This window comes from Tenggerimyces flavus, assembly GCF_016907715.1.
Lineage (GTDB): Bacteria > Actinomycetota > Actinomycetes > Propionibacteriales > Actinopolymorphaceae > Tenggerimyces > Tenggerimyces flavus.
In genome coordinates this window covers 4,222,086-4,247,770 of sequence record NZ_JAFBCM010000001.1, presented here as the reverse complement: position 1 = coordinate 4,247,770, position 25,685 = coordinate 4,222,086, and the positions used below count along the sequence as shown (strand labels likewise).

The window sequence follows — 25,685 nt, the reverse complement described above, 5'->3', positions numbered from 1 at the left end:
GCGTGCGGGTAGCCGTCATCGGCGGTGGGATCATCGGAACGGCCGTCGCGCGGCAGGTGCTGCGCTCGCAGCCGTCGGCCTCGGTGACGTTGCTGGAGAAGGAGTCCACGCTCGCCGCTCATCAGACCGGGCACAACAGCGGGGTCGTGCACGCGGGGCTCTACTACACGCCGGGGTCGCTGAAGGCGCGGCTGTGCCGGCGCGGGGTCGGGCTGTTGAAGGCGTTCTGCGCTGCTCATGGGGTGGCGTACACCGAGTGCGGGAAGGTCTTGGTCGCGTTGGACGCGGCTGAGGCATCTCGGCTTGGTGGGATTCACGAGCGCGCGTTGGCGAACGGCGTGCCTGGCGTGCGGATGCTCTCCGCCGGCGAGGTCTCGGAGATCGAGCCGCACGCGCAGGGCGTGGCCGGGCTGCACTCGCCGACGACGGCGATCGCGGACTTCGTGGGTGTGACGCTCGCTCTGGCCGCCGATGCCGCTGCGTTGGGCGCTACATTGCGGCTCGGCGTGGAGGTCACGGGGTTCGTCGAGCGCGGGACGACGGTGATCGTGCAGGGATCGGGCGGGTTCGCGGAGGCGTTCGACCTGGTGATCGTGTGCGCGGGGTTGTTCGCCGACCGGGTCTCGCGGCTGGCTGGCGACGAGGCGGATCCGATGATCGTGCCGTTCCGCGGTGAGTATCACCTGCTGCGGCCGGAGCGGCGGTATCTCGTTCGTGGGTTGATCTATCCGGTGCCGGATCCGCGCTATCCGTTCCTGGGCGTACATCTGACGCTGCGGACCGACGGCGAGGTGATGGTCGGGCCGAACGCGGTGCTGGCTCTCGCGCGCGAGGGCTATCGGTGGCGGCGGATGTCGCCTGGCGATCTGCGCCAAGCCGTCGCTTGGCCGGGCTTCCGGCGTTTCGCGCGGCAGCACTGGCGCACTGGGGTTGCGGAGATGGCGGGGTCGTTGAGCAAGCGCCGCTTCGTCGCGGCGGCGCGCCGCTACGTTCCCGCGCTGACCGCTGCCGACGTGGTGCGTGGTCCGTCGGGGATCCGCGCCCAGGCACTGGGCCGGGACGGGCAGCTGGTGGACGACTTCCGCATCACCCGCCGCGGCCACGTGGTGTGCGTCCGCAACGCCCCCTCCCCCGGCGCCACCTCCTCCCTGGCGATCGCCGAGCACATCGTCGACCTCGCCCTCACCTCCTGACCTTCTCCACAACCGGCTGCGACTTCCCTCACCAGACTGGGGTTTACATCGTGGCAAGGAAGCCCCGCAACCCCGTTCTGGCTAGGGAAGTGGGCATGAGCTGTGGACAACCTCCGATGACGAGGCCGGCCGCTGGGCCAGGTGTCCTCGACTGAGTGCTGGCGTGACTTGTTGGACAGATCTCGGCTTCTATCCCGACATCTGTCCAACAACTCGTCCGGCTGCGTGGGCTCGGGTTCTTGGCGAAGCTCCCCTGGCTGTTGGTGCTGGCTTGGTGCGGTACGGCCCTCTGCCTCAGCGGGGGTTTGAATGAAGGTGCCCTTCATTCAACTGGTCCGCGGAGTGGCTCCGTCTTGTGCGGCGGACGCTGCTTGTGATCTTGGCGAAGCTCGCTGGCTTTGGTGCTGTCTTGGCGCGGTCTCCGCTGAGAGCTCTCCGGGCGTTGGTGCTGTCCGTGGGCTGTTGCGGCGGTCGAGTGTGGTGGCCGGTCCGGGGCGCGTCAAGGGCGCCGTTTGTGCGGCGCTTCGCGCAGGATGCAAACGACGTCGCTTCGCGATCTTCGACCCTTGACCCGACCCGGCCCGGCCCGGCCACCTGTTTTTCACGCGCCGCCCCTCCCCCGGGAACGGGTGCCCGGGCCAGGTTCCTTCTTGCTCGGGTTTGTTGCCGTGCTGAGGTCGCCTGTTGGCCCCCGGCCTCTTGTCGTGCAGATGAAGCCGGGTGGTTCCGTCCCCGCTGTTTTGAATGAAGGGCACCTTCATTCAATAGGTTCGAATGAAGGTGCCCTTCATACAAACGGCAGCACCCCGGCTACTGGACGGGGAAGTCCTTTGGGTCCACTTCGCTCGTGGTCGCGTTGCCGCCGATCACCGGCTGCAGGGTGAGGGAGAAGCGCGAATAGTAGATGAAGTTGCCGCGCCGATCGGTCGTGAAGTTCAGCGTCTCGTCGAACTTCTTGAACCCGCACTGCCGCGTGAACGACCGCGAGGCGCTGTCCCAGTCCTGACCGGTCGCGTAGAACACCGTGTACTTCGCGTTCCGCACGCCCTTGATCTCGAAGCTGCCGTTCGCGCGCACGTACACCACCGACGATGGGCTCTTGCCCTTCGCCAGCGTGATCACCGTGTCGGTGTCGGTGCCGTTCTGGATCGTCAGCGAGCCGCGCCCCGACGTGCTCCCTCGGCGGAGGTAGTCGCCGTTCGGGAGGCGGCGGGTTTGGACGGGCGGGGTCTTCGGGAGTACGACGTTCACCGCGAAGCCCTTGGTGGACAGCGCCTTGGTGGCCGCCGGCACGGAGGTCATGCCGCGCGCTTTGCCGAGCTGGCTGAGTACGGACGACGGCGCGCACAGTTCTTTGCCCGACACCGCGTCGCTCACGCCGCCGAGGTCGGCGCTCAGCTCCGACAGGGCCAGTGCGAGCTTGGAGTGCTCCGCCGCCGCGGCGTCCGGCGGCTCCAGCGCCTCGAGGTCCTGGGCGGCCTTGCCGAGCGCGGTCTGGGCCTTGCCGATTGTCGCGGACAACGCGGGCAGGCCGCGGGCGTTCGCCACCGCGACCAGGGACTGGTTGACCGGCCGCACCGTCTGGGCGAGCGACTTCTTGTACACCGCTGGGTCGACGGTCGGCTCGGGCGGCGCGGAGGGCGACGGCGACGAGCCGTTCGAGGACTCCACGTCGCCGTTCGGCGTGGAACCTTCGCCCGCGCAACCGGAGAGCGCGAGAACGGCGCCGAGCACGAGCGCGGCACTACGGAGCGTTGCAGCTGCGCGCAACGTGTCCCCCTAGAGTCTGGGCCCCCGACCTCGCCAATTCAGTCTAGGGACGAGCACGTGACCCGCCCTGGCGTTCCGTGAGACCTTGTGGACAACCCGCCCCATACCCCGCATTCCCAGCTGTCATTCTCCGCGCACCGCCTGTAAGCGCGTGCACCGACCCCGCCGGAGAGGTCAGAACATCGAAACACCGTGCCGCTCGCCGAGCTCTCGCGCGCTCTCCATCCGCAGCTCCATCCCGTACGAACGGGCCAGCTCGACGATCTCGTCCGGCCCGTTCGTCGCGGGCAAGCCGCGGAAGTAGCCGTCCAGATTCCCCGGCGTTATGGCGATGATCAGCCGGGCGGGCACGTCGCCGCTGTTCCAGAACGAGTGCGCCACGTCGCGGGGCAGGAACGCCGTACCGCCAGGCCCGACCTCGAGCTCCTCCTTGCCGAGCAGCGCGCCGACGACGCCCTCGTACACGTACATCGTCTCGTCCTCGAGCGTGTGCACATGGACCGGCGCCACCAGCCCGCCCGGCTGCACGACGATCTCCAGGATCGACAGCGTCCCGCCCGTCGCGTCCGCCGGCATCGCCATGCGCTCCACCACCTTCGGGCGCGGCAACTCGAAGGTGTCCCCTGGATGGAAGACGAAGGTCATCGGCGCTCCTCGGCTAGGGTCGAAGACGTGATCGAGGTCGAACGGCTCCTCGCCTTCGTTGCAGCAGCAGCGGTACTCGCCGCCATTCCCGGGCCCGGCATGTTGTACGTCGCCGCCCGGACGCTGAGCGGCGGGCGCCGCGCCGGGCTGCTCTCCACGGCGGGCACCGCGGTGGGTGGCCTCGTGCACGTCGTGGCCGCCGCGGCCGGGCTCTCGGCGCTGCTCGCGACGTCGTCGGTGGCGTTCAGCGTGGTGAAGTACGCGGGCGCCGCGTACTTGATCTACCTCGGCGTCCGTACGTTGCTGCGCCGCGAGGCCGACCGCGAGCTGCTCGCCGCGGACCAGCCCGCGAACACGCGGGGCGCGTTCCGCCAGGGCGTACTCACCGAGGCGCTGAACCCGAAGACCGCGCTGTTCTTCCTCGCGTTCGTGCCCCAGTTCCTGAACACCGAGGCGGGCTCGGTCTGGTGGCAGGCGCTGCTGCTCGGCCTGATCTCGGTGACGCTGAACACGCTCGCCGACGTCGTGGCCGTGGCGCTCACCAGCACGGTGCGCGCGAAAATGCCCCGCCGAGGCGAGCGGCCGGTGCGGTGGCCGCGGTTCGCCTCAGGCGGGGCACTGATCGCGCTCGGCGGCTATGCCGCCGTCGAGAGCTAGCGTTTGTCCAGTTTGTTGACGATCGAACGGATCTTGGCCTGGGTCCGCGGGTTGCTCGCGGCCTTCTGCAGGCGGTCCTGAGCCTTCTTGACCGTCTGCTGGGTGCGCGGGTCGTTCGCGAGCTGGTTCGCCTTGGCCTTGGCCTTGCGGACGTACTCCTGCGTACGCGGGTCGCGGGCGAGCTGCTGCGCCTTGGCAACGACCTTCTTGCCCTGCGGGCCGCGGAAGTACTGCAAGATGCGGTCGAGCAGCGATGCCACGATGCCTCCTCGTAGTGGGTACGACCAGTGAACGGATGGCGCACCGACCGTTGTTCCGTACCCAGGGTCCAGCCAGGGCAGACCCTGGATCAACCCCGACTGCCGGGCGTGACGGAACGTGTGCGGCGGTCCGGCGCGTTGTACGACTCATGACCACCAGCCCGACCCGCGACTATCGCGGGTCTCTCGTCGAGGAAATCAGCTTCCCCAGGGCGTCCGTCGTCCTGCTCGCAGGCGTCCCCGGGGCCGGAAAGAGCACGCTCTTGCAGCGGTTGTACGGAGTGCCCGGATCGTCGGTTCTGCCCACCCGGACCGACGACGGGGTGACCGTGCTGGACTCGGCGCAGGTCCGCGGCAAGCTGCAGCCGTTCCTCGGCCGCCTGCCGTACCGCCGCTGGCGGCCGCTGGTGCACCTCGGTCACTACGTCCGGATCTTCGGCGCGCTCGACAAGGGCGGGCCGATCGTGATCCACGACTGCGGGACGCGTCCCTGGATGCGTCGCATGATCGGCGAACGGGCGGCGCGCCGCGGCCTCGAGTCGCACCTGCTGCTGCTCGACACGACGGCGGAGGAGGCACGCGCCGGCCAGGTGGCGCGCGGCCGGGTCGTCGACGCGGGCCGCTTCGCTACGCACGTGATGCGGTGGAAGAAGCTGCTGGCGAAGGCTGAGGCCGGCCCGGAGCTGCTGATGCCGGGCGCCACGTCGGCGGCGGTACTCGACCGCCCGGCGGCGAACGCTTTGCGCCGGATCCGCTTCACCGGCGCCGGCGAGGTCATCCGCCTCGGCCGCCTGCCCCGCCAGGTTCGGGAGTCCCGCATGGGCACCTCCGTGGCCGCGCGCTCGGCGGGCTGACCCGTCCTTTCATGAAGGGCACCTTCATTCGAACCTATGGAATGAAGGTGCCCTTCATTCAAACGCCGGTCAGGACTCCAGCCAGGTGCGGCAGGCGAGGCGCTCGCCCAGGCGGTCGAGCTGGGCCTTGATCCCCCGGCGGGTCGTCTCGCGGAAGCCGACGAAGCCCTTGTTCGCCAGCGGCACGGCCCAGCGCATCCACGAGGCGACGTTGTAGACGCGGTGGGTGAAGCGGGTCCCGCCCTGGTCGTCGGGCTCGATCGTGTACTCGCCGCGGTACCACCAGCCGCCCTGGATCGCGTACGTCGTCCGTGCGCCGTCCACCTCGACCGTCGGCGTGTACCGACCGCCCGTCGCGGCTGAAAGGTCGGTCAGCACCAGCTCCGACACCGCCGCCGCGGGTGCGTCGAGTCCGCCGATCACCGCGACCATGAGCTTCTTCATGACGAACATCGTTCCATGAACGAACAACGTTCGCAACAAGGTACGATGTTCGCCCATGACCGACGCAGCGATCCCACCCTGGCGTGAACGCAAGGCCAAGCGCCGCGCGCACAAGGCGCCGCTCTCGCAGGAGCTGATCGTCGCCACCGCGCTCGCGATCCTCGGCGAAGAGGGCATCGACAACGTCACCATGCGCCGCGTCGCCGAGGCGCTCGAGACCGGACCCGCGTCGCTGTACGTGCACGTCGCGCACAAGGAGGAGCTGCACGAGCTGATGTACGACCGCGTCCTCGGCGAGGTCACGCTCCCCCAGCCCGACGCCGCGAGGTGGAAGGACCAGCTCAAGCAGCTTCTGCGCGACCAGCTCGGAGCGATGCTCCAGCACCAGGGCATCGCGAGGGTCGCCTGGACGACGATGGTCCCAGTCGGTCCGAACGCGCTCCGGCACGGCGAGGCGATCCTCGCCCTCCTGCACGCCGGCGGGTACGACGAGGGGCCCGCGGCGTACGCGTTCGACGCGCTCTCGCTCTACACCAAGGCTGTCGCGTACGAGGGCAGCAGCTGGCAGGCCGGCGACCTCGACCAGGCCGAGGCGGCACGGCGCGGACAGCAGGTCCAGGACTACATCGCGAGCCTGCCGGCGGAGTCGTTCCGTTACCTGCGCGATGCCGGAAAGTACTTCAACGCCGAGACCGCCCAAGCTAGGTTCGAGTTCGGCCTCGACATGCTGTTGGGAAGGGACTGAAATGCGGATTGGCCTCATTCTTCCGATGGGCGACGAGCTGGAGCCCGGCGTACCTCTGCCGTACGCCGAGATTCGCGCGCTCACGCTGCACGCGGAAGCGGCCGGACTCGACGCGGTCTGGACGTACGACCACCTCGTCGGCGACAAGCCGGAGAGCTCCGCCGACTCACCCTGGGAGGCCTGGAGCGTCCTCACTGCACTGGCCGAGGCGACCGAACGCATCTCGCTCGGCGTGCTCGTGCTCGCGACGCCGTTCCGCAACCCCGGCGTGCTGGCCCGGATGGCCGACACTGTGCAGGACATCAGCAACAACCGCCTCGTGCTCGGCCTCGGCGCCGGCTGGCACCTGCCCGAGTTCACCGCGTTCGGCATCCCGTTCAAGCAGCGTGTGTCCTCGTTCGCCGAGGCGCTGGAGATCACCACGACGATGCTGCGCGACGGGCGCGCCACGCTGAACGGCCAGCACAACCAGGCCGACGAGGCGCCGATCCGCGACCGTCCCGGCCGCAAGGCGCCGGAGATCCTCGTCGCGTCGAAGGGCCCGCGCATGCTCGAGCTCACGGCGAAGTACGCGGACACCTGGAACCTCGCCTGGTTCGGCCAGCCCACGGAGCGCTACCTCGATGTCAACAACGCGTTGACGCAGGCCTGCGAGAAGATCGGCCGCGACCCCGCGACCCTCCGGCGTACGGTCGGCCTGCTCGTCGGCGAGCCCAAGTCGGACGCCGACGAGAACGACCGCACCCTCCGCGGCGACGCGGCGTTCCTCGCCGAGACGTTCGCCAAGTGGGAGGCCGAGGGCATCTCCGAGATCGTCTGCTCGACCGAGCCCTCCACCACCAAGCTCGTCGACCTCGTCGCCGAGGCCACCGCCCTCCTCAAGCGCTGACCCCGGCGGTGATCATGTACGTGATCATGAAGGCGGAGTGGTGTATACGACCACTCTGGTTTCACGATCACGTACATGATCACGAGTCAGTCGGACTCGAGGATCGCGCGGATCCACAACGTCTCGCGGTCGCGATTGGCATCGCGAGCCGAGAACGAAACTCGCGGTCTTCGCTGCGCGCCCTCCGGACGCCGATGTCATAGCCAGGATTGAGCGGTCTATTGCTAAGGAGGCAGAAGGAAACAGCGGGGTATGCGAGCCGCCGATCTCGACTTGCTACCGCGGAATCTCGCCACCGCTGACCTTGGCGCCATAACGGCGGAGAACGCTGAAACCATGACGGGGTTCCGTGACCATCTTGGGACGTTGGACCTGGAACATGATGGGAGACCGGAATGATCTGCAGGCTGTGGCGGGGCTGGACGACACCGGAGAACGCGGACGCGTACGAGGCCGTCGTCCGCGGCGAGGTGATCCCCGGCATCGAGGCCCGACGGATCCCTGGCTTCCAGCACATCGACTTGCTGCGGCGCGAGGCCGGCGAGGAGGTCGAGTTCGTCACGCTGATGTGGTTCGACGACCTCGATGCGATCACATCCTTCATGGGTGAGGAGTACGACCTCGCCCACGTGCCGCAGGCGGCCCAGGCAGTCCTCGTGAGGTTCGACGAACGCTCCGCCCACTACGACGCCCTCGACCGCCGCCCCCAAGAGCCATGATCACGGGTTAGTCGGACTCGAGGATCGCGTAGAGGTCCGAGTCGCGCCAGCCGTCGCGGATCCACAGCGTCTCGCGCATCCGACCCTCGTACGTCATGCCGAGCTTCGTCAGCACCCGGCCCGACGCCTCGTTGCGGGGGTCGCAGGTGGCGAAGATGCGGTGCAACTGATGCGAACCGAAGCCGAGCTCGAGCAGCAGCCGGGCGGCCGAGGTGGCGATCCCCCGGCCCCAGCGCGCCGGGTGGACGAGGTACGCGATCTCGCCCGTTCGCCCACCCGACAGCTTCAGCTCAGCGGTCCCGATCACCTGCGAGTCCTCGAGGATCGCGTGGATGAACCGGGACTGCGACCACGCCGCGACGGCGGCCTCCACGTACGCCCGCGTCTCCTCAGGCGTGTTCGGACCCCACGCCTGGTAGCGGCACGACTCCTCCAGCTGGGCCCACGAGTGCACGGCTTCCCAGTCGGAAACGGCGAGCGGTCGAAGCGCGATCGTCATGCCGCGTGACGATAGCCCTTCCGGTCAGCAGCTCACCCGCACATCGCCAGGGTCGGTGAGGCACACGTCCTTGCCGAGCCCACCGTCGACCGAGTCCCCGCCCACGCCGTCGCGTACCGAGAGAAGGTCGTCGCCGTTCGCGCCGAGCAGCCAGTTCGGCCCAGACCCACCGGTCAACGTGTCGTTCGCGAACCCGCCGACCAGTCCCTCGACGTCGGTACGGATCGTGTCGCCCTCGCCAGCGGCACCGTCGTCGCCAGTCTCCGCGTCGAGATCGGCGGTCACCGGAACCTTGTAGAGGTTGTAGAGCGCGAGGTCGAAGCCGGGACCACCGACGATCTCGTCGGCCCCGGGATCTCCGGCCAACGAGTCGCCGCCAGGACCACCGGACAGCAGATCGGAGCCGCGGCCGCCCGACAGCGAGTCCCGTTCCCGGCCGCCGTACGCGACATCGTCACCGTCGCCGAGATCTCCGATCACACCGCGCGTCGCGGTGGCGTCGAGAACGTCGTTTCCGCCCCACAGGTTGACGATCGACGTCAGTCCCTCGCAGACGACGGTGTGCGACGCGCCATCGGTGGCCACACAGCCCTCACCGGGCACGATCGACGTCAGCGGATCGTGGAGCGTGATCACGCCGTTCCCCTCCACTACCGTCAGCTCGTTGGCGGCGGGGCCGTACGAGTCGAACCGCACGGTGAGGAAGTCCTCGGAGAAGACGTACGACAGAGGAGGCGATGCGGCAGCCGGACCTGTCAGCGAGACGGCGATGCCAGCGGTGATCGAGCACAGAGCGACGAGCCGAGCGAGAAACGGACGTGCCATGGACGCTCCCAAGGTGAGCAGAAAGCCCTCGCCCAGGTCCCACCCGTTGACACGCTCGGCTCGACGCGATGGTTCAGCAGCTCACCCGGATGTCGCCGGGATCGGTGAGGCAGACGTCGACTCCGAGCGAGCCGTCGGTCACGTCACCGCCGCGGTTGTCGCGAGCGTTGAGGACGTCGTTGCCCGCGCCGCCGTTCAGGTCGTCGTCGCCTGGGCCGCCGGTCAGGGTGTCGAAGCCCGCGCCGCCGACCGCTTCGTCGTTGCCGAACCCGAGGTCGGCGATGACCTGACGCGTCGTCGCGGCGGCGTCCAACACGTCGTCGCCGTCCCACAGGTGCAGCGACACCGCCTGCGCACCTTCGCAGCGAGCCCGGTGGGCGTCCAGCGGCACGCAACCCTCGCCGACGACCAGCGGAGCGGCAGAGTCGGTGACCACGACGGTGAACCCGTTCTGTACGACGGTGACCGCACTGCCCACCGCCCGCGCGCCGTCGAAGCGGACGAGGTCCTCGTCGACCCAGACCGACGAGGTGCTGGCGGCGTACGACGGACTGGCGAGGCCGAGCGCCAAAAGCAGGCCGCCCGCGACAGCGAGGGCCTTGGTGGATCGAAGCATCTGTTGTCCTCCAGGGGACGTTGGCTGGTTGCCTACGACGCCCTGATCCCGATGCGGACACGGGTGGGAAGCCGCGCCGGTTCAATCCCCCGGCTCGGTCAGCCGGATTCGGACAACGCGGAAGTCGTCCGGCGTGCGTTGCAGCACGGCGTGCCGAGGGTCCGGAACGTTCAGATGCGGCGGCACCACGAGCGCCTTCAGCGGCGCCAGCCGCGGCGTGTCGAGTACGGCCGCCACCGACGGCCGGTCACCACCGACGATCACGGCGTCCAACGAACGCACCTCGGGCAGCAGCACCCGGGCCACCACGTCGGCCGCGGACTCCATCGCCTCGCGAGCCTGCTTCTCCCGGCGCCGCGCGAACCGCTGCTGCGACCACCCGCCGGCCGCCGTACGTCCCTGCACGTGCCGCGACCCCACCTTGGAGACCAGCAGCTTCGACCCCTCGAAGACGCCGGCCGCATAGCCACCGCGCCGCACGAGCAGCACACCCACCCGCCGGTCCCGCGTCGCGTGCTCGACCAGCCCGCCGTACGGCGAATCAGCAACCGACAAAGGCGCGAACGGCACCTCGAACACGGCGACGGCGCCGTCGGCGGCCGTCACCACGACCTCCAACGGCGCCGCCTCGAACGAAACCTCGCCGTGCCGTTCGCCGAACCCGGCAAGCCAACGCGACAGGCGCGCGACGCCGACCGTCAGCTCTCTCACACGTTGAAGCCGAGCGCCCGCAACTGCTCGCGACCCTCATCGGTGATCTTGTCCGGACCCCACGGCGGCATCCAGACCCAGTTGATCCGGAACGACTCGACCAGGCCGTCCAGCGCGATCTGCGTCTGATCCTCGATCACATCGGTCAACGGGCACGCCGCCGACGTCAGCGTCATGTCGATCGTCACCGAGTTGTCCTCGAGCGCGACGCCATAGATCAGCCCGAGGTCCACGACGTTGATGCCCAACTCGGGGTCGACCACGTCCTTCAGGGCTTCGAGAACGTCGTCGTCGGTGGTCTTCACAGCATCGCTCATGACTTGCCTCCCTCGGCTGCACCAACAGCCTGCAGCGTCGCATCCTTCCACGCCATCCAGGCGAGCAGCGCGCACTTGATCCGCGCCGGGTACTTCGACACGCCGGCGAACGCGATCCCGTCCTCCAGCACGTCCTCGTTCGGCTCGATCTGGCCCTTGGACTGCATCAGCGTGAGGAACTCGTCGTGCAGCTTCATCGCCACGTCGACGCTCTTGCCGCTGATCAGGTCGTACATGACCGACGCCGAAGCCTGGCTGATCGAGCAGCCCTGGCCCTCGTACGACACGTCCGCCACGACGCCGTTCGCGACGTGCACGCGCAGCGTCACCTCGTCGCCGCAGGTCGGGTTGACATGGTAGACCTCGGCCTCGAACGGCTCCCGCAAGCCCTTGCCGTGCGGGTGCTTGTAGTGGTCCAGAATGATGTCCTGGTAGAGCTGTTCGACCTGCATCAGCCCTCACCGACTCGGAAGAACTTCTTCACCTGGTCCAGCCCGTCGACCAGCGCGTCGATCTCCCCGGTCGAGGTGTACAGGTAGAACGACGCGCGCGTGGACGCCTGCACGCCGAGCCGGCGGTGCGCGGGCCACGCGCAGTGGTGCCCGGCTCGTACGGCGATCCCCAGCTCGTCCAGCACCTGGGCGATGTCGTGCGGGTGCACGCCGTCGAGCTCGAAGCTGATCGCGCCGCCCCGGTCGACCGGCTCGTTCGGCCCGAGAATCGTCAAGCCACCCACGGACTTGAGCCCCTCGAGCGCGTACGCCGTGACCTCGCGCTCGTGCGCGGCGACGTTCTCCATGCCGATCGTGGACAGGTAGTCGACGGCCGCACCGAGCCCGATCGCCTGCGCGATGGGGGGCGTGCCCGCCTCGAACTTGTGCGGCGGAGGCGAGTACGTCGAACGCTCCATGCGTACGACCTCGATCATCTCCCCGCCACCGAGGAACGGCGGCAGCTGCTCCAGCAGCTCGCGCCGGCCCCAGAGCACGCCGATGCCGGTCGGGCCGCACATCTTGTGCCCGGTGAACGCGAGGAAGTCGACGCCGAGCGTCGAGACGTCGACGGGCAGCTGCGGCACCGCCTGCGACGCGTCCGCGACCACCAGCGCGCCGACCTCGTGCGCGCGGCGGGCGATCTCCGTGACCGGGTTGATGGTCCCGAGCATGTTGGAGACGTACGCCAGCGACACGACCTTCGTGCGCTCGTTGATCAGCTCGTCGATCGTGGACAGGTCGAGCCGGCCCTCGTCGGTGAAGCCGAACCACCGCAGCTTCGCGCCCGTACGCTCACACAGCAGCTGCCACGGGACGATGTTGGAGTGGTGCTCCATCTCGGTGACGACGATCTCGTCGCCGGCCTTGACGCCGTACGGCTCCCCCGCCCACGCCAGCACGTTCGCGACCAGGTTGAGCGCCTCGGAGGCGTTCTTGGTGAACACCACCTCGTCCCGGCTGGGCGCGCCGATGAACTGCGCGAGCTTCGTCCGAGCACCCTCGAAGGCGGCCGTCGCCTCCTCGCCGAGCGTGTGCATCGCCCTTGCCACGTTGGCGTTGTGGCGTTCGTAGTGCTCGGCGATCGTGTCGAGCACCGCGCGCGGCTTCTGCGAGGTGTTGGCACTGTCGAGGTAGACCAGCGGCTTGCCGTTCGGCAGCATGCGTTCCAGGATCGGGAAGTCCTTGCGGATCCGATCCAGCTCCAGTGGGTCCAACCCGGTCGTCGCGGTCATCGCGCTATGCGCCTGCCTTCGCCGTGGCGACGTACGCCGCGTAGCCCTCGGCCTCGAGCTTCTCGGCGAGCTCCGGGCCACCCTCTTCGGCCACGCGCCCGTCGACGAACACGTGCACGTAGTCGGGCTTGATGTAGCGCAGGATCCGCGTGTAGTGCGTGATCAGCAGAACGCCCTTGCCACCCTTGTCGTGGAAGCGGTTGACGCCGTCGGACACGACCTTCAGCGCGTCGATGTCGAGGCCGGAGTCGGTCTCGTCGAGGATCGCGAACTTCGGGTCGAGCACCTCCAGCTGCACGATCTCGTGCCGCTTCTTCTCGCCACCGGAGAAGCCCTCGTTGACGCTGCGGCTGCCGAAGTCGGTGCCCATGCCGAGGCGTTCCATCGCGCCGTTGACGTCCTTGACCCACGTACGCAGGGCGGGCGCCTTGCCGTCGATCGCGGTCTTCGCCGTGCGGAGGAAGTTCGACACCGAGACGCCGGCGACCTCGACGGGGTACTGCATCGCGAGGAACAGCCCGGCGCGGGCGCGCTCGTCGACGGTCATCGCGAGGATGTCCTGGCCGTCGAGCGTCACGGTGCCCTTGGTGATCTGGTACTTCGGGTGGCCGGCGATCGAGTACGCGAGCGTGGACTTGCCCGAGCCGTTCGGGCCCATGATCGCGTGCGTCTCACCCGACTTCACGGCGAGGTCGACTCCGCGCAGGATCTCTTTCGGACCCGACTCGGTGTCGACGGAGACGTGCAGGTCGCGGATCTCGAGCGTGCTCAACGGTCAGGCTCCAAACGGGGTTGCGTTGTTCAACGGGTGGTGGACGTCGACGAGCACGTCGCCGCCCTCGATCTGGACCGGGTAGACCGGTACGGGCTCGGTCGCGGGCAGTCCGGTCGGCTTGCCCGTACGCAGGTCGAAGCGCGAGCCGTGCAACCAGCACTCGACCTCGCCGTCCTCGACGTCGCCCTCGGACAGCTGGACCTCCGCGTGCGAGCACACGTCGTGGATCGCGTAGACGTTGCCCTCGCTGCGGACGACGGCGACCGGGGTGTCGCCGACCGTCACGCCGACCGCCCCGGTCTCGGGGATGTCGTCGAGGGCGCAAGCCTTGGTGAACTCACTCATGCACCCACTCCGGAGGAGGCGACGGGGAGTCCGACGTTCTTCTCCAACTCGGCCTCGACCGAGGCGAGCAGGCGGTCCTGCAGCTCGGGAACGCCAATCCGGCGGATCAGGTCGGCGAAGTAGCCGTGCACGACCAGCCGGCGCGCCTCGTCGTCGGAGATTCCCCGCGACTGCAGGTAGAACAGCTGCTCGTCGTCGAACCGGCCAGTGGCGCTCGCGTGCCCGGCACCCTCGATCTCACCGGTCTCGATCTCGAGGTTGGGGACCGAGTGGGCGCGGCAGCCGTCCGTCAACATCAGGTTGCGGTTGTGCTCGTACGTCGAGATGTTCTCGGCCGCCTTGCGGATCAGCACGTCGCCGATCCACACGATGACGGCCTTCTCGCCCTGCAGCGCACCCTTGTACTCGACGTTGCTCTTGGTGTGCGGCTGGTTGTGGTCGACGAACAGCCGGTGCTCCAGGTGCTGGCCTGCGTCGGCGAAGTAGAGGCCGAGCATCTCGACGTTGCCGCCGGTGCTGGCGTAGTCCACCGAGGCGTTCAGCCGGACCAGGTCACCGCCGAACGAGACCGCGACGTGCTTGAGCGTGGCGTCGCGTCCGACCCGCGCGTGGTGGCTGGTGTGGTGCACCGCGTCGTCGGCCCAGTCCTGCACGGTGACGACGGTGAGCTTGGCGCCGTCGCCGACCACGATCTCGACGTTGTCGGCGAACACCGCCGAGCCCTCGTGTTGGAGCACAACGGTCGACTGGCTGAACGGCTCGGCCTCGATCACCAGGTGACCGGCCGCCGCGGTGGCGGTGCTCGAGCCGCGCAGCGTCACGACCGTCGGCGTCTCGACCACGGCCTCCTTGGGGATCGTGATCAGGAAGACCTTGTCGGCCGCCTCCCACGCCCGCGCGCTGACCCGGTCGCTCGGCACGTACCCCGAGGAGCCGCGCGCCGGGTGGTCCACGGACACCGACGCCGCGTGCACGACCTCGTCCGCGGTGACGTCGACGGAGTAGTCGTGCCCGTCGAGCGGCGCGGAGTCGTGCAGACCCCGCAACCGCTTGATCGGGGTGAACCGCCACACTTCCTCGCGACCGTTCGGCACCGGGTGGTCGGCGAGGTCGAACGACCCCTCCGGGTGCAGGTGCGACGCCGGCTTCCCGGCCGCGGGCGTAGTCAGCTGGTCAGGCATTCCCTCGTTGCTCTCTATCGTCTCGTTCCCCAACAGGTCGTCGGCGGTGACTAGCCGACGGCCCCCTCCATCTGCAGCTCGATCAGGCGGTTCATCTCCAGCGCGTACTCCATCGGCAGCTCGCGCGCGATCGGCTCGACGAAGCCGCGGACGATCATCGCCATGGCCTCGTCCTCGTTCATGCCGCGGCTCATCAGGTAGAACAGCTGGTCGTCGGTGACCTTCGAGACCGTGGCCTCGTGCGCCATCTCCACGTCGTCCTCGCGGACGTCGACGTAGGGGTAGGTGTCGGAGCGGCTCACCGTGTCGATCAGTAGGGCGTCGCACTTGACCGAGCTCTTGGAGTGGTCGGCGCCTTCCTGGATCTCGATCAGACCGCGGTACGACGTACGGCCACCGCCGCGCGCCACCGACTTGGAGACGATCGACGAGGACGTACGCGGCGCGCAGTGCACCATCTTCGCGCCGGCGTCCTGGTGCTGGCCCTCGCCGGCGAACGCGATCGACAGCGTCTCGCCCTTGGCGTGCTCGCCCATCAGGTAGATCGCGGGGTACTTCATCGTGATCTTGGAGCCGATGTTGCCGTCGACCCACTCCATCGTCGCGCCCTCGGCCGCGGTCGCCCGCTTGGTCACGAGGTTGTAGACGTTGTTCGACCAGTTCTGGATCGTCGTGTAGCGGGCCCGGCCGCCCTTCTTCACGATGATCTCGACGACCGCCGAGTGCAGCGAGTCGCTGGAGTAGATCGGCGCGGTGCAGCCCTCGACGTAGTGCACGTACGCGTCCTCGTCGACGATGATCAGCGTCCGCTCGAACTGGCCCATGTTCTCGGTGTTGATCCGGAAGTAGGCCTGCAGCGGGATGTCGACATGCACGCCCTTCGGCACGTAGATGAAGCTTCCGCCGGACCAGACCGCGGTGTTGAGCGCGGCGAACTTGTTGTCGCCCGCCGGGATCACCGTGCCGAAGTACTCCTGGAAGAGCTCCGGGTGCTCGCGGACCGCCGTGTCGGTGTCGAGGAAGAGGACGCCCTTCTCCTCGAGGTCCTCGCGGATCGCGTGGTAGACGACCTCGGACTCGTACTGCGCCGCGACGCCGGCGACGAGGCGCTGCTTCTCCGCCTCGGGGATGCCGAGCTTGTCGTAGGTGTTCTTGATGTCCTCGGGCAGGTCTTCCCAGCTGGTGGCCTGCTTCTCCGTCGACCGGACGAAGTACTTGATGTTGTCGAAGTCGATCGTCGACAGGTCGGCGCCCCAGGTCGGCATCGGCTTGCGGTAGAAGTACTTCAGACCCCGCAGCCGCATGTCGAGCATCCAGTCGGGCTCGTTCTTGAGTGCGGAGATCTCTCGGACGACCTGCTCCGACAGCCCGCGTTTGGCGATGGCGCCGGCGGCGTCGGAGTCTGCCCAACCGAACTTGTAACGGCCAATCCCGTCGAGCTCGGGATGCGCGGTCGTGGTCATGAAGAAGTCCTCCCAGTCCGGGATGTCCCGGTCGTGGCTGTGTCTTCGCTATCTGTTCCTGCGGTGCTGTCGTTGCTGTTCACGTGCGGTACGTGGGTCGTGCAGACCCCGTCGCCGTGCGCGATCGTGGCGAGGCGCTGGACGTGTCGTCCCAGGATTCGGGAGAACACCTCCGTCTCGGCCTCGCACAGCTGGGGGAACTGCTCGGCGACGTGCGCCACCGGGCAGTGGTGTTGGCAGAGCTGTTCGCCGTTCAGGACGGGCTCGACACTCGCGGCGTAACCGTCTTGCGTCAGCGCATCGGCGAGCGCGGTTGTTCCCTCTTGGCCGTTCGCCGCGAGCTCGCGGTAGCGATTCTCGACCCGTCCGACCAGCCTGCGCGCGAACTCGTGCACGGCGGGCTCGCCGCCGGTGTCGCGGATGAACGTGAGCGCCCTGACCGCGAGGTCGTCGTACGACTGATAGAACGCGTCGCGTCCGGCATCGGTCAGCACGAACACCTTGGCCGGCCGGCCTCGGCCGCGCGGGCCCCTGAGGCGCTCGGCGCGGGACTCGACGACGCCCTCGGCGAGCATCGCGTCGAGGTGCCGCCGGATCGCGGCGGGCGTGACGTTCAGGCGCTCGGCGAGCGCGGCGGCGGTCTGCGGACCGTGCTCGAGGATGAGCCTCGCGACCCGCGCCCGCGTGGGCTCAGCGTCCTCGGGCGCGCCGTTCTGACCCAGGGCAGCCTGGGCGTCGACCGGGCGCGCGTATTTCACAACTTCATTGTGCTGTTAATGCCACTCCCAGACAAATGAGGTGACCCTTACCTCACCTGGGAGGCGGTCGACTGTTGGTGAGTCTCCACAAGCCGCTGACCTGCCATGATCCATGATACGGCCCGCGGAGTCCCACAACGGGGTCCCGATCATGTGGCACGGATCACCTCCGCCGGACTCCTCGCGACCCGCAGTTTTCGCATGAGGGCGTCCCTGTATCGAATAGGCCGGTACGTCGCGCGGGGGCCATGAACGCCCACCCCGACCAAACTCACGAGCGCCCTCCGCCACCGGTTGGATGAAGGGCACCTTCATCCAATCGGCCATCCAATCGGCCGGCGTATCCCTGGTGGGCCGTGAACGTGGCTGATCGGTTGGGTCGGGGGCACCCTGGTCCCATAGGTTCGGACGAGGGTGCCCCCGACCCAACCAGACCTCGCCTCCGAACGCCCCGTTCATGGGCAAAGTGGCGGGGTGGAGGGAGGTGCCCCGTGAGCGGTGGGCGGCGCGCGTTCCTAGACTTCAGGGGTGGGTGAGGCGCCGGTAGTCGAGGTCGAAGATCTCGGCATGCGCTACGGGCGCGGTCAGAACGCGGTCACGGCGGTCGACCACCTGTCGCTCACGGTGGCGAAGGCCACCGTCACCGCAGTCCTCGGCCCGAACGGCGCCGGCAAGACGACGACGATCGAGACGTGCGAGGGCTACCGGCGCGCGCAGCAGGGGCTGGTGAGCGTGCTCGGCCTCGACCCGATCGCCGACCGGCACCGGCTGGCGCCGCGGGTGGGCGTGATGCTGCAGGAGGGCGGCGCCTGGTCCGGGATCCGGCCGCTGGAGATGCTTCGCCACCTCGCCGAACTGCACAAGGACCCGTTGGACGTCGGCATGCTGGTCGAACGGCTCGGCCTCGGCCAGAGCGCGCGGACGACGTACCGGCGGCTGTCCGGCGGCGAACGGCAACGGCTCGGGCTCGCGATGTCCATCATCGGGCGGCCGGAGCTGGTGTTCCTCGACGAGCCCACCGCCGGCCTCGACCCGCAGGCAAGGCACGCGACCTGGGAGCTGGTCGAGGACCTGCGCCGCGACGGCGTGACGGTCGTGCTCACCACGCACCACATGGACGAGGCGGAACGGCTCGCCGACCAGGTGTACGTGGTCGACCGCGGCCGGGTGATCGCGTCCGGGACACCCAAGGAGCTCACCGCGCGCGGGGCCGAGAACACGCTGCGGTTCCGCGGACCGTCCGGGCTCGACGTACGTTCGCTGCACGCCGCGCTGCCCGAGGGCTGCAAGGTGTCGGAGGCCGCGCCGGGCAACTACCTGATCGAGGGCAAGGTCGACCCGCAGCTGCTCGCGACGGTCACCGCCTGGTGCGCGGCGAACGGCGTGCTGCCGGACGGGCTCTCGGTCGAACGGCACACGCTCGAGGACGTGTTCCTCGAGCTGACCGGACGGGAGCTCCGGACATGACCGCCACCGTGCCCGGAACGTTCACTCCTCGCCCCGGCGGAGCACCGCTGGTCCGGATGGTGCTCGCGCAGGGACTGCTCGAGGCGAAGCTCCTGCTCCGCAACGGCGAGCAACTCCTGCTGGCGTTGGTGATTCCGCTCCTCCTGCTCGTGGCCGGGGTGCTCGCGCCGGGAATCGATCTCGGGGACGCGCGCAAGATCGACGTGCTCGCACCCGGGGTGATGGCGCTGGCGGTGATGTCGACGTCGTTCACGGGGCTGGCGATCGCGACGGCGTTCGAACGGCGGTACGGCGTGATCAAGCGGCTCGGGGTGTCGCCACTCCCCCGCGTCGGGCTGCTCGCGGGGAAGACGATCGCGGTGCTCCTTGTCGAGTGCCTGCAGCTGCTGGTGCTGACGCTGGCCGCGTTCGCCCTCGGCTGGCACCCGCAGGGCGGCCCCGGCGCGATCGGCGGCGCCATCGTGCTCGTGCTGGCCGGCACCGCGGCGTTCAGCTCGCTCGGCCTGCTGATGGCCGGCCTCCTGCGCGCCGAGGCCACGCTCGCGGCGGCGAACCTCTGCTACCTGCTGCTCCTGCTGGCCGGCGCGACCGTGGTCCCGATCGCGGAGTACCCGACGGCGCTGCAGGCCGTCGTCAGCTGGGTCCCCTCGGGCGCCCTGGCCGAAGGCCTCCGCGGCCTGTTCACCGGCGCCGCCACCGCGGCGACGGTGGCCGGCTCCGCCGGCGTCCTCCTCCTCTGGGCCCTCGCCAGCGGCATCGCCACCGCCCGCACGTTCAAGTGGGAGTGACCGCGGCCGTGTCTGGCAAATAGCGCCGGTCATCGCGCGTAGCGCGATGGCGCGCGGCGCCCCGCGCCCGGCTGGGCGTGGTGCAGGAGGAACTCATATTGTTTATATGGGTGACGATGTGCACCGCGTCCAGACGGGATGTGGGGTGTCGCGCGCCAGGCGATCTTTGACAGACACGGCCTAGCCGGGCTGGCCCAGCACGTCGCGCCACTCGTACGCCTCGGCCGGCGGCGGCTCGGCAACCGACCGCGGCTGGATCGCCGGTGCGCAGGCGGGGTCGAGGTTGATGCGCGCCAGCTCGAGGTCCTTCAACGCCCAGGCGTGGTCGCTGTCCGCCTCGAACGCGAGCTGCGGCGCGTTGTAGAAGCCGTCGCCGAGGTTCGTCGCCACGACGCGAGGCTGCGCCAGGTCCGGACCGAGCTGCAGGATCTCGCCGGGCAGCGGCGGGATGCCGTACTGCGTCGCGTAGACCTTGCCGCGGTGCTTGTACACCTCGCCGTACGTCTGCAGCGGCCCGCTCCGCAACACCGTCCGCGTCGCCGGGTCGAACACCATCCACTGCTGCCCCGGCAGCCGGTAGACGCCGTAGATCAGCCCATCCAGGTACGTGATGTGCACCAACCGCGACGCGTTCGGGATCGGCTCTGCCTCCCACAGCACCTGCCGCGTCTTCAGGTCGAACGCCGCGATCGCCGCCGTCCGCCGCACCATCGGCGTGCCGCCACCGCCGGCGCAGTCGCCGGACAGGTACGCGATGTCGCCGTCGATCGCGATCGACGTCACCGACTGGTACGGGATCACGCCCTTCAGCACCTCGACGTTGCCGCGCCGCGGCTCGACGAACACCAATGCGCCGTCGAGCTTGCCGTTGATCGCCGCCATGCCGACCAGCAGCTGGTTCGACTCCTCGTGGTACCGCATGTCGAGTGGCCTGGTGAGGTCGTTGCGCATCAGCCCGAGCGAACGGTGCCGCCCGCCGCGCACCTCGATCTCGTACACCTCGGCGCGTGGGTACATCGCCGCGTACAGACGGTCCTTGACCCACAGCAGCTTCTTCGGCTCGCCCTGGATCTTGATCCGGCGCCGGAAACCCAACGCGGGCTGGTGAATCATGATGCAGGACTGCCCGCCGACATAGACGGTCTCGTCCGGCCCGGTCGTGATCGACTGCACGGACTCCGGTCCTGCCAAGCCGGTGTTGACGAGGTCGAGCGTGGTCGACTCGCGGGTGTCCATGTCGAGCCACCACAGCTCGCCGTTGCCCGCGCCGCCGAGCGCGGTGCGGCCCTCGTCCACGAAGAACAGGCCGCGGTGCTCGTCGAGCGGCGCCGGGGTCGCGATCGGGATCAGCTGGTCGCCGACCCGCTTGAGCACCGAGCCGGACGAGCGGCCGGTCGCGTACAGCGTGTCGTCGCGCGGGTTGACCGCGAGCATGTCGACGAGCCGGTCCTGCATGCGGACCAGGTGCGCGTCGCTGCCGTCCGGACGTACGTCGAACACGGTCGGCCCCGCGCCGGCGAGCACGCGGTCGCCGGCCTTGAGGCAGACGCCGATGCCGGCGGGGTTGGGAACGGGCGCGATGTTGACCTTCTCGCCGGTGACCCGGTCGATCCGGGTGAGGTAGCCGATCGCGAGCGAGCCCGCGTACACGTACTTGTCGTCGGCCGCGATGCCGCGCACGATCTGCTGGCCGGGCACGATGTTGCGGAAGTTGCGGACCTGCTTCGTCGCGGGGTTGTACTCCCACACCTCGCCGCGCGGCGGTCCCGTTCCCGCGTACACCACGCCGTCGGGCGCGGTCGTGAGACACCAGATCAGCGTGCCGAACGGACCCATCGTCGTGATCCGGGTGAGCTCGGCGGTCTCGGGGTCGAACTCGTAGAAGTCGGCGTCGGGGTAGCTGCCGATGTAGAGCTTGCCGCCGGACTCGGTGGTCGCCCACGCGCCCTCGCCGCGCTGCAGCGTGAACTTGCGCAGCAGCGCCCTGGTGTTGATGTCGATCTCGCCGATGAGCGGCGGCGTCTGACCGCGCGACGCGGTGTAGACCTTGTCGCCGATCACGCACATGCCCGCGATCGAGGCGGTGATGCTCGCGTACCCGAACTGCTCGATCTGCACGCAGTCGGCCTCGGTGAGGCCCTCCGCCCGCGCCGCGCTCGGGAGAGCTCCCGCACCCACGAACGACGCTGCCGCGAGCGCAGAGCCCGAGAGGAACGTGCGTCGTCTCAACTCAGCCATTGGGATCGCCCCCTGCGCATGAGATACCCGACCTCCGCTGTCACCGTACGAGTCCTTAGGCTTCCGTTGTGCGATTCGAGCTGCCGCAGGCCACTTTCGGACAGGTCCGCAGGCTAGCGATCGCGACACTTGTCGCAAACGTCGGCATCGTGGTCACCGGCGGAGCCGTCCGGCTCACCGGTTCGGGACTCGGCTGCCCGACCTGGCCGCGGTGTACGACGAACTCGTTCGTCCCGCACGGCGAGCTCGGGATCCACGCCGCGATCGAGTTCGGCAACCGGATGCTGACGTTCGTCCTGATCATCGTCGCGGCCCTGACCTGGCTCGCAGTCATGCGCTCGCCCGTCCGCGTACGTGGCGCTCGGCTGATCGCCACCGCAGTGCTGCTGGGCATTCCGATGCAGGGAGTGGTCGGCGGCATCACGGTGCTGACCAATCTGAACCCGTGGGTCGTCTCACTGCACTTCCTGCTGTCGATGGTGCTCGTCGGTCTGTCCGTCCTGCTCATCGACCGGGTGCGGGGGCGGTCCGCGACGGGTCCGCCGCTGCCCAGGCCGGTGCGCGTGCTCGCGTACATGATCTTCGCAGTCGCGGCCGCCGTGATCTATCTCGGCACGGTCGTCACGGGGAGTGGTCCCCATGCCGGCGACGTCTACGCGCCGCGGAACGGGCTCGACCCAGCCGTGATGGCGCAGGCGCACGCCGACCTGGTGTTCCTGCTGATCGGTCTCACGGTCGGCATGATCGTCGTACTGCTCGCGACACGTGCGGGTGCGCGCGCCCGGCGGGCCGCCTGGACGCTACTGGGCGTCGAGCTCGCTCAGGGCGTGGTCGGGATCGTGCAGTACGTCACCGACCTGCCGATCGTTCTCGTCGGGCTGCACATGCTCGGCGCGGCCGTGCTGCTGGCCACCGTGGTCTGGCTGGTCGTGGCGGTCTCACCGCGTCGTGACCCGGACGTCGTGGGTGTCGGCGGCCGGCTCGGCGAACCGGAGCAGCTCCCCGGCCCGTCGCAGGAGCGCGTCCCGCTCTGACTTCTCGATCTGGACCCACAGCTCGATCGTGAGCGTCGCCGTCTTGGCCTTGGCGGCGAGGTCCCAGACGCCGGCGAAGCGGCCGTCGACGAGGACGGTGCCGCGGGCGACGGCCCTCGTTCTGACCTGTTCCTTGAGGTGTTCGACCGAGACGACGCGGGTGCGGTCGGCGTAGGAGAGCAGGAGCTGCTCGAAGCCGCCGAGCAGGTTCGGGGGCGCCGGCGTGTCCGGGTCGGGGCGCGGGGCGTCGGGCAGGTCGAAGAGCTCGCGGCCGTCCTCGTTCCGGAACGTGCGCAGGTCCTTGCGGATCCGTTCGACGACCTCGCCGAGCTTGGTGAGGCCGGACCAGGCCTGGACGTCCAGCACGCTCGCGGGACCGTACGCGGCGAGGAAGCGACGCACCATCTCCTCCGGCTTCGAGTCCTGCTCGAGCGGCTCGCCGAGCCAGTGCTCGGCGGTCGCGTACGTCGGCTGGCCGCTCTTGCCCCAGATCCCGCGCGGCGGCACCTGGACGAGCGGGACCTTGTCGCGCGCCGCGTAGGCGAGCGAGCCCGGGTCGCGGTCGGTGTAGTGCTCGGCGAGGGCGGCGCCGAGCTCGGCGTTCGTCCGCGGGCGTTCGGCGAGGATCGCGCGGGTGTGCCGATCGAGCTCGTCGAAGTCGATGCCGGCGAGCTTGGGCGCGTGGATGGTGTTCTGGAGGAGGTCGCGGTTGAGGAGCGGCTGGGTGAGCGGCCTGAGCGCTCGCGCGTCGTCGGCGGTGACGAGGTGAACGGTGCCGCGCATGAGCACGATGCGGACGACCTGCTTGTCGACGATGAGCTTCGAGAGGTCGTCGGGCTCGAAGGTTCGGAGACGTGCCCAGAGCGCGAAGTACGGCGGCGTGGGCGCTTGGGCCTGCAACCCGTACAGGTGCCGCACGGCCTCGAGCGCCGTCAAGTCGGCCTTGTCGAGCAGGAACTGGCGCGCCAAGGTGGCGCGGTTGAGCGCTCGGTTGGTCAGGACCTCGGTCACGGCGCCAATCTAGAGGCCGTGTCGAAGCCCGGGGAGAGTTTGGTCTTCGTGACGGCGAAGGAGATTCCGCGCGTCGGATCCGCCCACGCCATGCTGCCTCCGCCGCCGCCCATGCCGAAGGTGGTCGGTCCGGCCAGAGCCAGCGCGTAGCCGAGGCCGGACCGCGAGGGGACGCCGTGGATCCGGTCGACGCCCTCGATGGACACAGCGGTGGCCTTCCGCAGGGTCTCCTCGGTGAGCAACCGGACCCCGTCGACCTCGTCCAGCAGCGCCGCGAGCATCCTCGCGATCGCCCGGGCCGAGGTCGTACACACCGAGGGGATCTCGGCGGCAAGGAAGTCTGGGTCGTTGCCGAGTTCCGCCGAGGGCAACGTGCTCCGCGGCGTTCCGTCGGGCGGCTGTTGGTCGGTGAAGCCGTCGGTGTTCTCCAGGTTGGCCAGTCTTCCTTGCTCGCTTGGAGGAACGGCGAAGAAGAGCTCGTTCGCGATGCCGAGCGGCTCGGTGATCTCGGTGCGCAGGATGTCGGACATCGTTCGGCCGGTGGCGCGGCGGACGACCTCGCCGAGCAGGTAGCCGAACGTGTACGCGTGATAGCCGAACGCCGTACCCGGCTCCCACCAGGGCTCGGCCTCGGCCAGGATCCCGCAAATCCTGTCGTGATCGCAGAGGTCGTCGACGGTGGTGTCGAGTGGGAGGCCGGGCAGGCCCGCGGAGTGGTCGAGAACGTGCCGTACGGTCACTTTCTCCTTGCCCTGCTGGGCGAACTCCGGCCACAGCTCGTCGAGGCGCGTGTCGTACGCGAACATCCCACGCTCGACCAGTCGGTGCACGAGCGTCGCCGTGACGGCCTTGCCGAGGGAGAAGCTGAAGATCGGCGTGTCCGGCGGGATCGTCGAGACTTCGGCGACCTGCTTGCCGTTCTGGTAGATCGCGACCTGCAAGCCGCGCTCGGCGCCGGACGCGACCAGGCTGTCAACCTCTGCTTGCAGGTCGGTCATGCGCCGTCCTCGGGTCCGTACTCGTCGTGGAACCGCATCTCCGCGCTGCCCGCGCCCGGGCCGACGCGGCCGAACGGGGTGAGGTCGAGGTAGTAGGTGGCGTTGCCGGCGTACTCGATGCCGCGGGCGAACGTCTGGTACGTGTGGAAGACCTCGTCGCCGTCGCGGACGAACGTGCTGATCGCCGGATAGTCGCCACGCATGCGCGGCTGCCAGTCGATCTCGGTCTCGTCGCGGAAGTTCATCAGCACCGGGCCGACCCGGTCGTCCACCGTCACGTGGAAGTCGTAGTTGAAGTCGCTGCCCGCGGACGAGTACCAGGGGAAGATCCAGCCCATCCGCTTCTTGAAGGCGTCGAGCTTCGCGAACGGACCGCGCGAGACCGCGGCCAGCGTGATGCCGCGCACGTTGAGCTGCACGAGATCGCCGATCTGGTCGGCGGTCGAGGAGCAGCTCGTACAGCCGACGTCCTTGGGGTGCTCGTCGCCGTTGTCGTCGAGGTCGAAGTTCCACATGAAGTGGTGCAGCACGAGCTGCTGCCGGCCCTCGAACAGGTCCAGCAGTCCGACCTTCCCGTTCTCGCCCTCGAGCACGTAGTCCTTGTCGATCCGCACCATCGGCAGCTCCCGCCGCTCGGCGTTGACCCGATCGTGCGCCCTGGTGAGCTCCTTCTCCTTGACCAGCAGCTCCTTTCGAGCCGCCAGCCACTCGTCCCGCGTCACCACTGCCGGAAAGTCTTTGTTAAGCATGCCCTTGA

At 69.0% G+C, this 25,685-nt stretch carries 29 protein-coding genes; 9 read left to right on the top strand and 20 right to left on the bottom strand.

Going from position 1 to position 25,685, the window contains the following annotated elements; all coding sequences use genetic code 11:
* Window positions 1-2 precede the first annotated feature (2 nt).
* Entirely contained in the window at window positions 3-1,193 is a 1,191-nt protein-coding gene (gene lhgD / locus JOD67_RS19840; RefSeq protein ID WP_205119095.1) for an L-2-hydroxyglutarate dehydrogenase, read from the top strand.
* Window positions 1,194-2,003: 810 nt separating this feature from the next.
* Here lhgD and JOD67_RS19835 read toward each other — a convergent pair.
* Complete coding sequence (locus JOD67_RS19835) at window positions 2,004-2,963, bottom strand: hypothetical protein (protein ID WP_205119094.1); 960 nt, start codon at window positions 2,961-2,963, stop codon at window positions 2,004-2,006.
* Window positions 2,964-3,137: 174 nt separating this feature from the next.
* A complete protein-coding gene (locus JOD67_RS19830; RefSeq protein ID WP_205119093.1) occupies window positions 3,138-3,608 on the bottom strand; it encodes a cupin domain-containing protein in 471 nt (156 codons plus the stop codon).
* Between the two features lie 27 nt (window positions 3,609-3,635).
* Here JOD67_RS19830 and JOD67_RS19825 point away from each other — a divergent pair, with 27 nt between their 5' ends.
* Window positions 3,636-4,265, top strand: a complete 630-nt coding sequence (locus JOD67_RS19825; RefSeq protein ID WP_205119092.1) for a LysE family translocator — start codon at window positions 3,636-3,638, stop codon at window positions 4,263-4,265.
* Here JOD67_RS19825 and JOD67_RS19820 read toward each other — a convergent pair.
* Window positions 4,262-4,525 carry a hypothetical protein gene (locus tag JOD67_RS19820; protein WP_205119091.1) on the bottom strand — a complete coding sequence of 88 codons (264 nt, stop codon included), beginning with the start codon at window positions 4,523-4,525 and terminating at the stop codon, window positions 4,262-4,264. The genes JOD67_RS19825 and JOD67_RS19820 overlap by 4 nt on opposite strands.
* 149 nt (window positions 4,526-4,674) lie before the next feature.
* Between JOD67_RS19820 and JOD67_RS19815 the strand changes: the two genes are divergently transcribed.
* On the top strand, window positions 4,675-5,379 hold the full coding sequence (locus tag JOD67_RS19815; protein ID WP_205119090.1) for an AAA family ATPase: 705 nt from the start codon (window positions 4,675-4,677) through the stop codon (window positions 5,377-5,379).
* Window positions 5,380-5,448: 69 nt separating this feature from the next.
* Here JOD67_RS19815 and JOD67_RS19810 read toward each other — a convergent pair whose 3' ends face one another.
* Window positions 5,449-5,823 (bottom strand): hypothetical protein, encoded by a 375-nt coding sequence (locus tag JOD67_RS19810; protein ID WP_205119089.1) that lies wholly within the window; start codon window positions 5,821-5,823, stop codon window positions 5,449-5,451.
* Window positions 5,824-5,878: 55 nt separating this feature from the next.
* Between JOD67_RS19810 and JOD67_RS19805 the strand changes: the two genes are divergently transcribed.
* The 3 genes from JOD67_RS19805 (at window position 5,879) to JOD67_RS19795 (ending at window position 8,176) form a co-directional block, all read left to right on the top strand.
* Window positions 5,879-6,568: a TetR/AcrR family transcriptional regulator gene (locus tag JOD67_RS19805; protein WP_205119088.1), complete on the top strand. Its 690-nt coding sequence runs from the start codon at window positions 5,879-5,881 to the stop codon at window positions 6,566-6,568.
* Window positions 6,489-7,457 (top strand): LLM class flavin-dependent oxidoreductase, encoded by a 969-nt coding sequence (locus tag JOD67_RS19800; protein ID WP_307782462.1) that lies wholly within the window; start codon window positions 6,489-6,491, stop codon window positions 7,455-7,457. The genes JOD67_RS19805 and JOD67_RS19800 overlap by 80 nt, the downstream gene beginning before the upstream one ends.
* 395 nt (window positions 7,458-7,852) lie before the next feature.
* Window positions 7,853-8,176: a hypothetical protein gene (locus JOD67_RS19795; protein WP_205119086.1), complete on the top strand. Its 324-nt coding sequence runs from the start codon at window positions 7,853-7,855 to the stop codon at window positions 8,174-8,176.
* Between the two features lie 7 nt (window positions 8,177-8,183).
* Here JOD67_RS19795 and JOD67_RS19790 read toward each other — a convergent pair whose 3' ends face one another.
* The 12 genes from JOD67_RS19790 to JOD67_RS19735 all read right to left on the bottom strand — a co-directional run bounded on the left by JOD67_RS19790 (window position 8,184) and on the right by JOD67_RS19735 (window position 17,356).
* The gene (locus JOD67_RS19790; protein WP_205119085.1) at window positions 8,184-8,675 is read right to left on the bottom strand and encodes a GNAT family N-acetyltransferase; all 492 of its coding nucleotides are present in this window, start codon (window positions 8,673-8,675) and stop codon (window positions 8,184-8,186) included.
* Window positions 8,676-8,699: 24 nt separating this feature from the next.
* Window positions 8,700-9,500, bottom strand: coding sequence for a calcium-binding protein (locus tag JOD67_RS19785; RefSeq protein ID WP_205119084.1), 801 nt, complete (start codon window positions 9,498-9,500; stop codon window positions 8,700-8,702).
* Window positions 9,501-9,573: 73 nt separating this feature from the next.
* Window positions 9,574-10,116 carry a hypothetical protein gene (locus JOD67_RS41255; protein ID WP_205119083.1) on the bottom strand — a complete coding sequence of 181 codons (543 nt, stop codon included), beginning with the start codon at window positions 10,114-10,116 and terminating at the stop codon, window positions 9,574-9,576.
* A gap of 81 nt (window positions 10,117-10,197) precedes the next feature.
* On the bottom strand, window positions 10,198-10,827 hold the full coding sequence (locus JOD67_RS19775) for an acVLRF1 family peptidyl-tRNA hydrolase (RefSeq protein WP_205119082.1): 630 nt from the start codon (window positions 10,825-10,827) through the stop codon (window positions 10,198-10,200).
* Window positions 10,824-11,144 carry a metal-sulfur cluster assembly factor gene (locus tag JOD67_RS19770; RefSeq protein ID WP_205119081.1) on the bottom strand — a complete coding sequence of 107 codons (321 nt, stop codon included), beginning with the start codon at window positions 11,142-11,144 and terminating at the stop codon, window positions 10,824-10,826. The genes JOD67_RS19775 and JOD67_RS19770 overlap by 4 nt, the downstream gene beginning before the upstream one ends.
* Window positions 11,141-11,596, bottom strand: a complete 456-nt coding sequence (gene sufU / locus JOD67_RS19765) for a Fe-S cluster assembly sulfur transfer protein SufU (protein WP_205119080.1) — start codon at window positions 11,594-11,596, stop codon at window positions 11,141-11,143. Before sufU ends, JOD67_RS19770 begins: the two co-directional genes overlap by 4 nt.
* Entirely contained in the window at window positions 11,596-12,870 is a 1,275-nt protein-coding gene (locus tag JOD67_RS19760; protein WP_275577085.1) for a cysteine desulfurase, read from the bottom strand. Before JOD67_RS19760 ends, sufU begins: the two co-directional genes overlap by 1 nt.
* 4 nt (window positions 12,871-12,874) lie before the next feature.
* Window positions 12,875-13,642, bottom strand: coding sequence for a Fe-S cluster assembly ATPase SufC (gene sufC / locus JOD67_RS19755; RefSeq protein WP_205119079.1), 768 nt, complete (start codon window positions 13,640-13,642; stop codon window positions 12,875-12,877).
* A gap of 3 nt (window positions 13,643-13,645) precedes the next feature.
* A complete protein-coding gene (locus JOD67_RS19750; protein ID WP_205119078.1) occupies window positions 13,646-13,990 on the bottom strand; it encodes a non-heme iron oxygenase ferredoxin subunit in 345 nt (114 codons plus the stop codon).
* Window positions 13,987-15,171, bottom strand: coding sequence for a Fe-S cluster assembly protein SufD (gene sufD, locus JOD67_RS19745; protein ID WP_205119077.1), 1,185 nt, complete (start codon window positions 15,169-15,171; stop codon window positions 13,987-13,989). The genes JOD67_RS19750 and sufD overlap by 4 nt, the downstream gene beginning before the upstream one ends.
* Window positions 15,172-15,221: 50 nt before the next feature.
* On the bottom strand, window positions 15,222-16,634 hold the full coding sequence (gene sufB / locus JOD67_RS19740; RefSeq protein ID WP_205119076.1) for a Fe-S cluster assembly protein SufB: 1,413 nt from the start codon (window positions 16,632-16,634) through the stop codon (window positions 15,222-15,224).
* A complete protein-coding gene (locus tag JOD67_RS19735; protein ID WP_205123076.1) occupies window positions 16,631-17,356 on the bottom strand; it encodes a helix-turn-helix transcriptional regulator in 726 nt (241 codons plus the stop codon). The genes sufB and JOD67_RS19735 overlap by 4 nt, the downstream gene beginning before the upstream one ends.
* Before the next feature lie 564 nt (window positions 17,357-17,920).
* On the opposite strand from JOD67_RS19735, the gene JOD67_RS19730 reads away from it, so the two are divergent.
* Both JOD67_RS19730 and JOD67_RS19725 read left to right on the top strand, forming a co-directional pair.
* Window positions 17,921-18,859 carry an ABC transporter ATP-binding protein gene (locus JOD67_RS19730; RefSeq protein WP_307782461.1) on the top strand — a complete coding sequence of 313 codons (939 nt, stop codon included), beginning with the start codon at window positions 17,921-17,923 and terminating at the stop codon, window positions 18,857-18,859.
* Window positions 18,856-19,647 (top strand): ABC transporter permease, encoded by a 792-nt coding sequence (locus tag JOD67_RS19725; protein ID WP_205119075.1) that lies wholly within the window; start codon window positions 18,856-18,858, stop codon window positions 19,645-19,647. The genes JOD67_RS19730 and JOD67_RS19725 overlap by 4 nt, the downstream gene beginning before the upstream one ends.
* A 180-nt stretch (window positions 19,648-19,827) precedes the next feature.
* On the opposite strand, the gene JOD67_RS19720 is transcribed toward JOD67_RS19725, so the two are convergent.
* Window positions 19,828-21,885 (bottom strand): YncE family protein, encoded by a 2,058-nt coding sequence (locus tag JOD67_RS19720; RefSeq protein ID WP_205119074.1) that lies wholly within the window; start codon window positions 21,883-21,885, stop codon window positions 19,828-19,830.
* 68 nt (window positions 21,886-21,953) lie between these two features.
* Here JOD67_RS19720 and JOD67_RS19715 point away from each other — a divergent pair, with 68 nt between their 5' ends.
* The gene (locus JOD67_RS19715; protein WP_307782460.1) at window positions 21,954-22,919 is read left to right on the top strand and encodes a COX15/CtaA family protein; all 966 of its coding nucleotides are present in this window, start codon (window positions 21,954-21,956) and stop codon (window positions 22,917-22,919) included.
* Here JOD67_RS19715 and JOD67_RS19710 read toward each other — a convergent pair.
* The 3 genes from JOD67_RS19710 to JOD67_RS19700 are packed head-to-tail and all read right to left on the bottom strand — an operon-like array spanning window position 22,824 to window position 25,677.
* Window positions 22,824-23,930 carry a winged helix DNA-binding domain-containing protein gene (locus tag JOD67_RS19710; RefSeq protein WP_307782459.1) on the bottom strand — a complete coding sequence of 369 codons (1,107 nt, stop codon included), beginning with the start codon at window positions 23,928-23,930 and terminating at the stop codon, window positions 22,824-22,826. The genes JOD67_RS19715 and JOD67_RS19710 overlap by 96 nt on opposite strands.
* Window positions 23,927-24,928, bottom strand: coding sequence for a serine hydrolase domain-containing protein (locus JOD67_RS19705; RefSeq protein ID WP_205119073.1), 1,002 nt, complete (start codon window positions 24,926-24,928; stop codon window positions 23,927-23,929). The genes JOD67_RS19710 and JOD67_RS19705 overlap by 4 nt, the downstream gene beginning before the upstream one ends.
* On the bottom strand, window positions 24,925-25,677 hold the full coding sequence (locus tag JOD67_RS19700; RefSeq protein WP_205119072.1) for a DUF899 domain-containing protein: 753 nt from the start codon (window positions 25,675-25,677) through the stop codon (window positions 24,925-24,927). Before JOD67_RS19700 ends, JOD67_RS19705 begins: the two co-directional genes overlap by 4 nt.
* Window positions 25,678-25,685 lie beyond the last annotated feature (8 nt).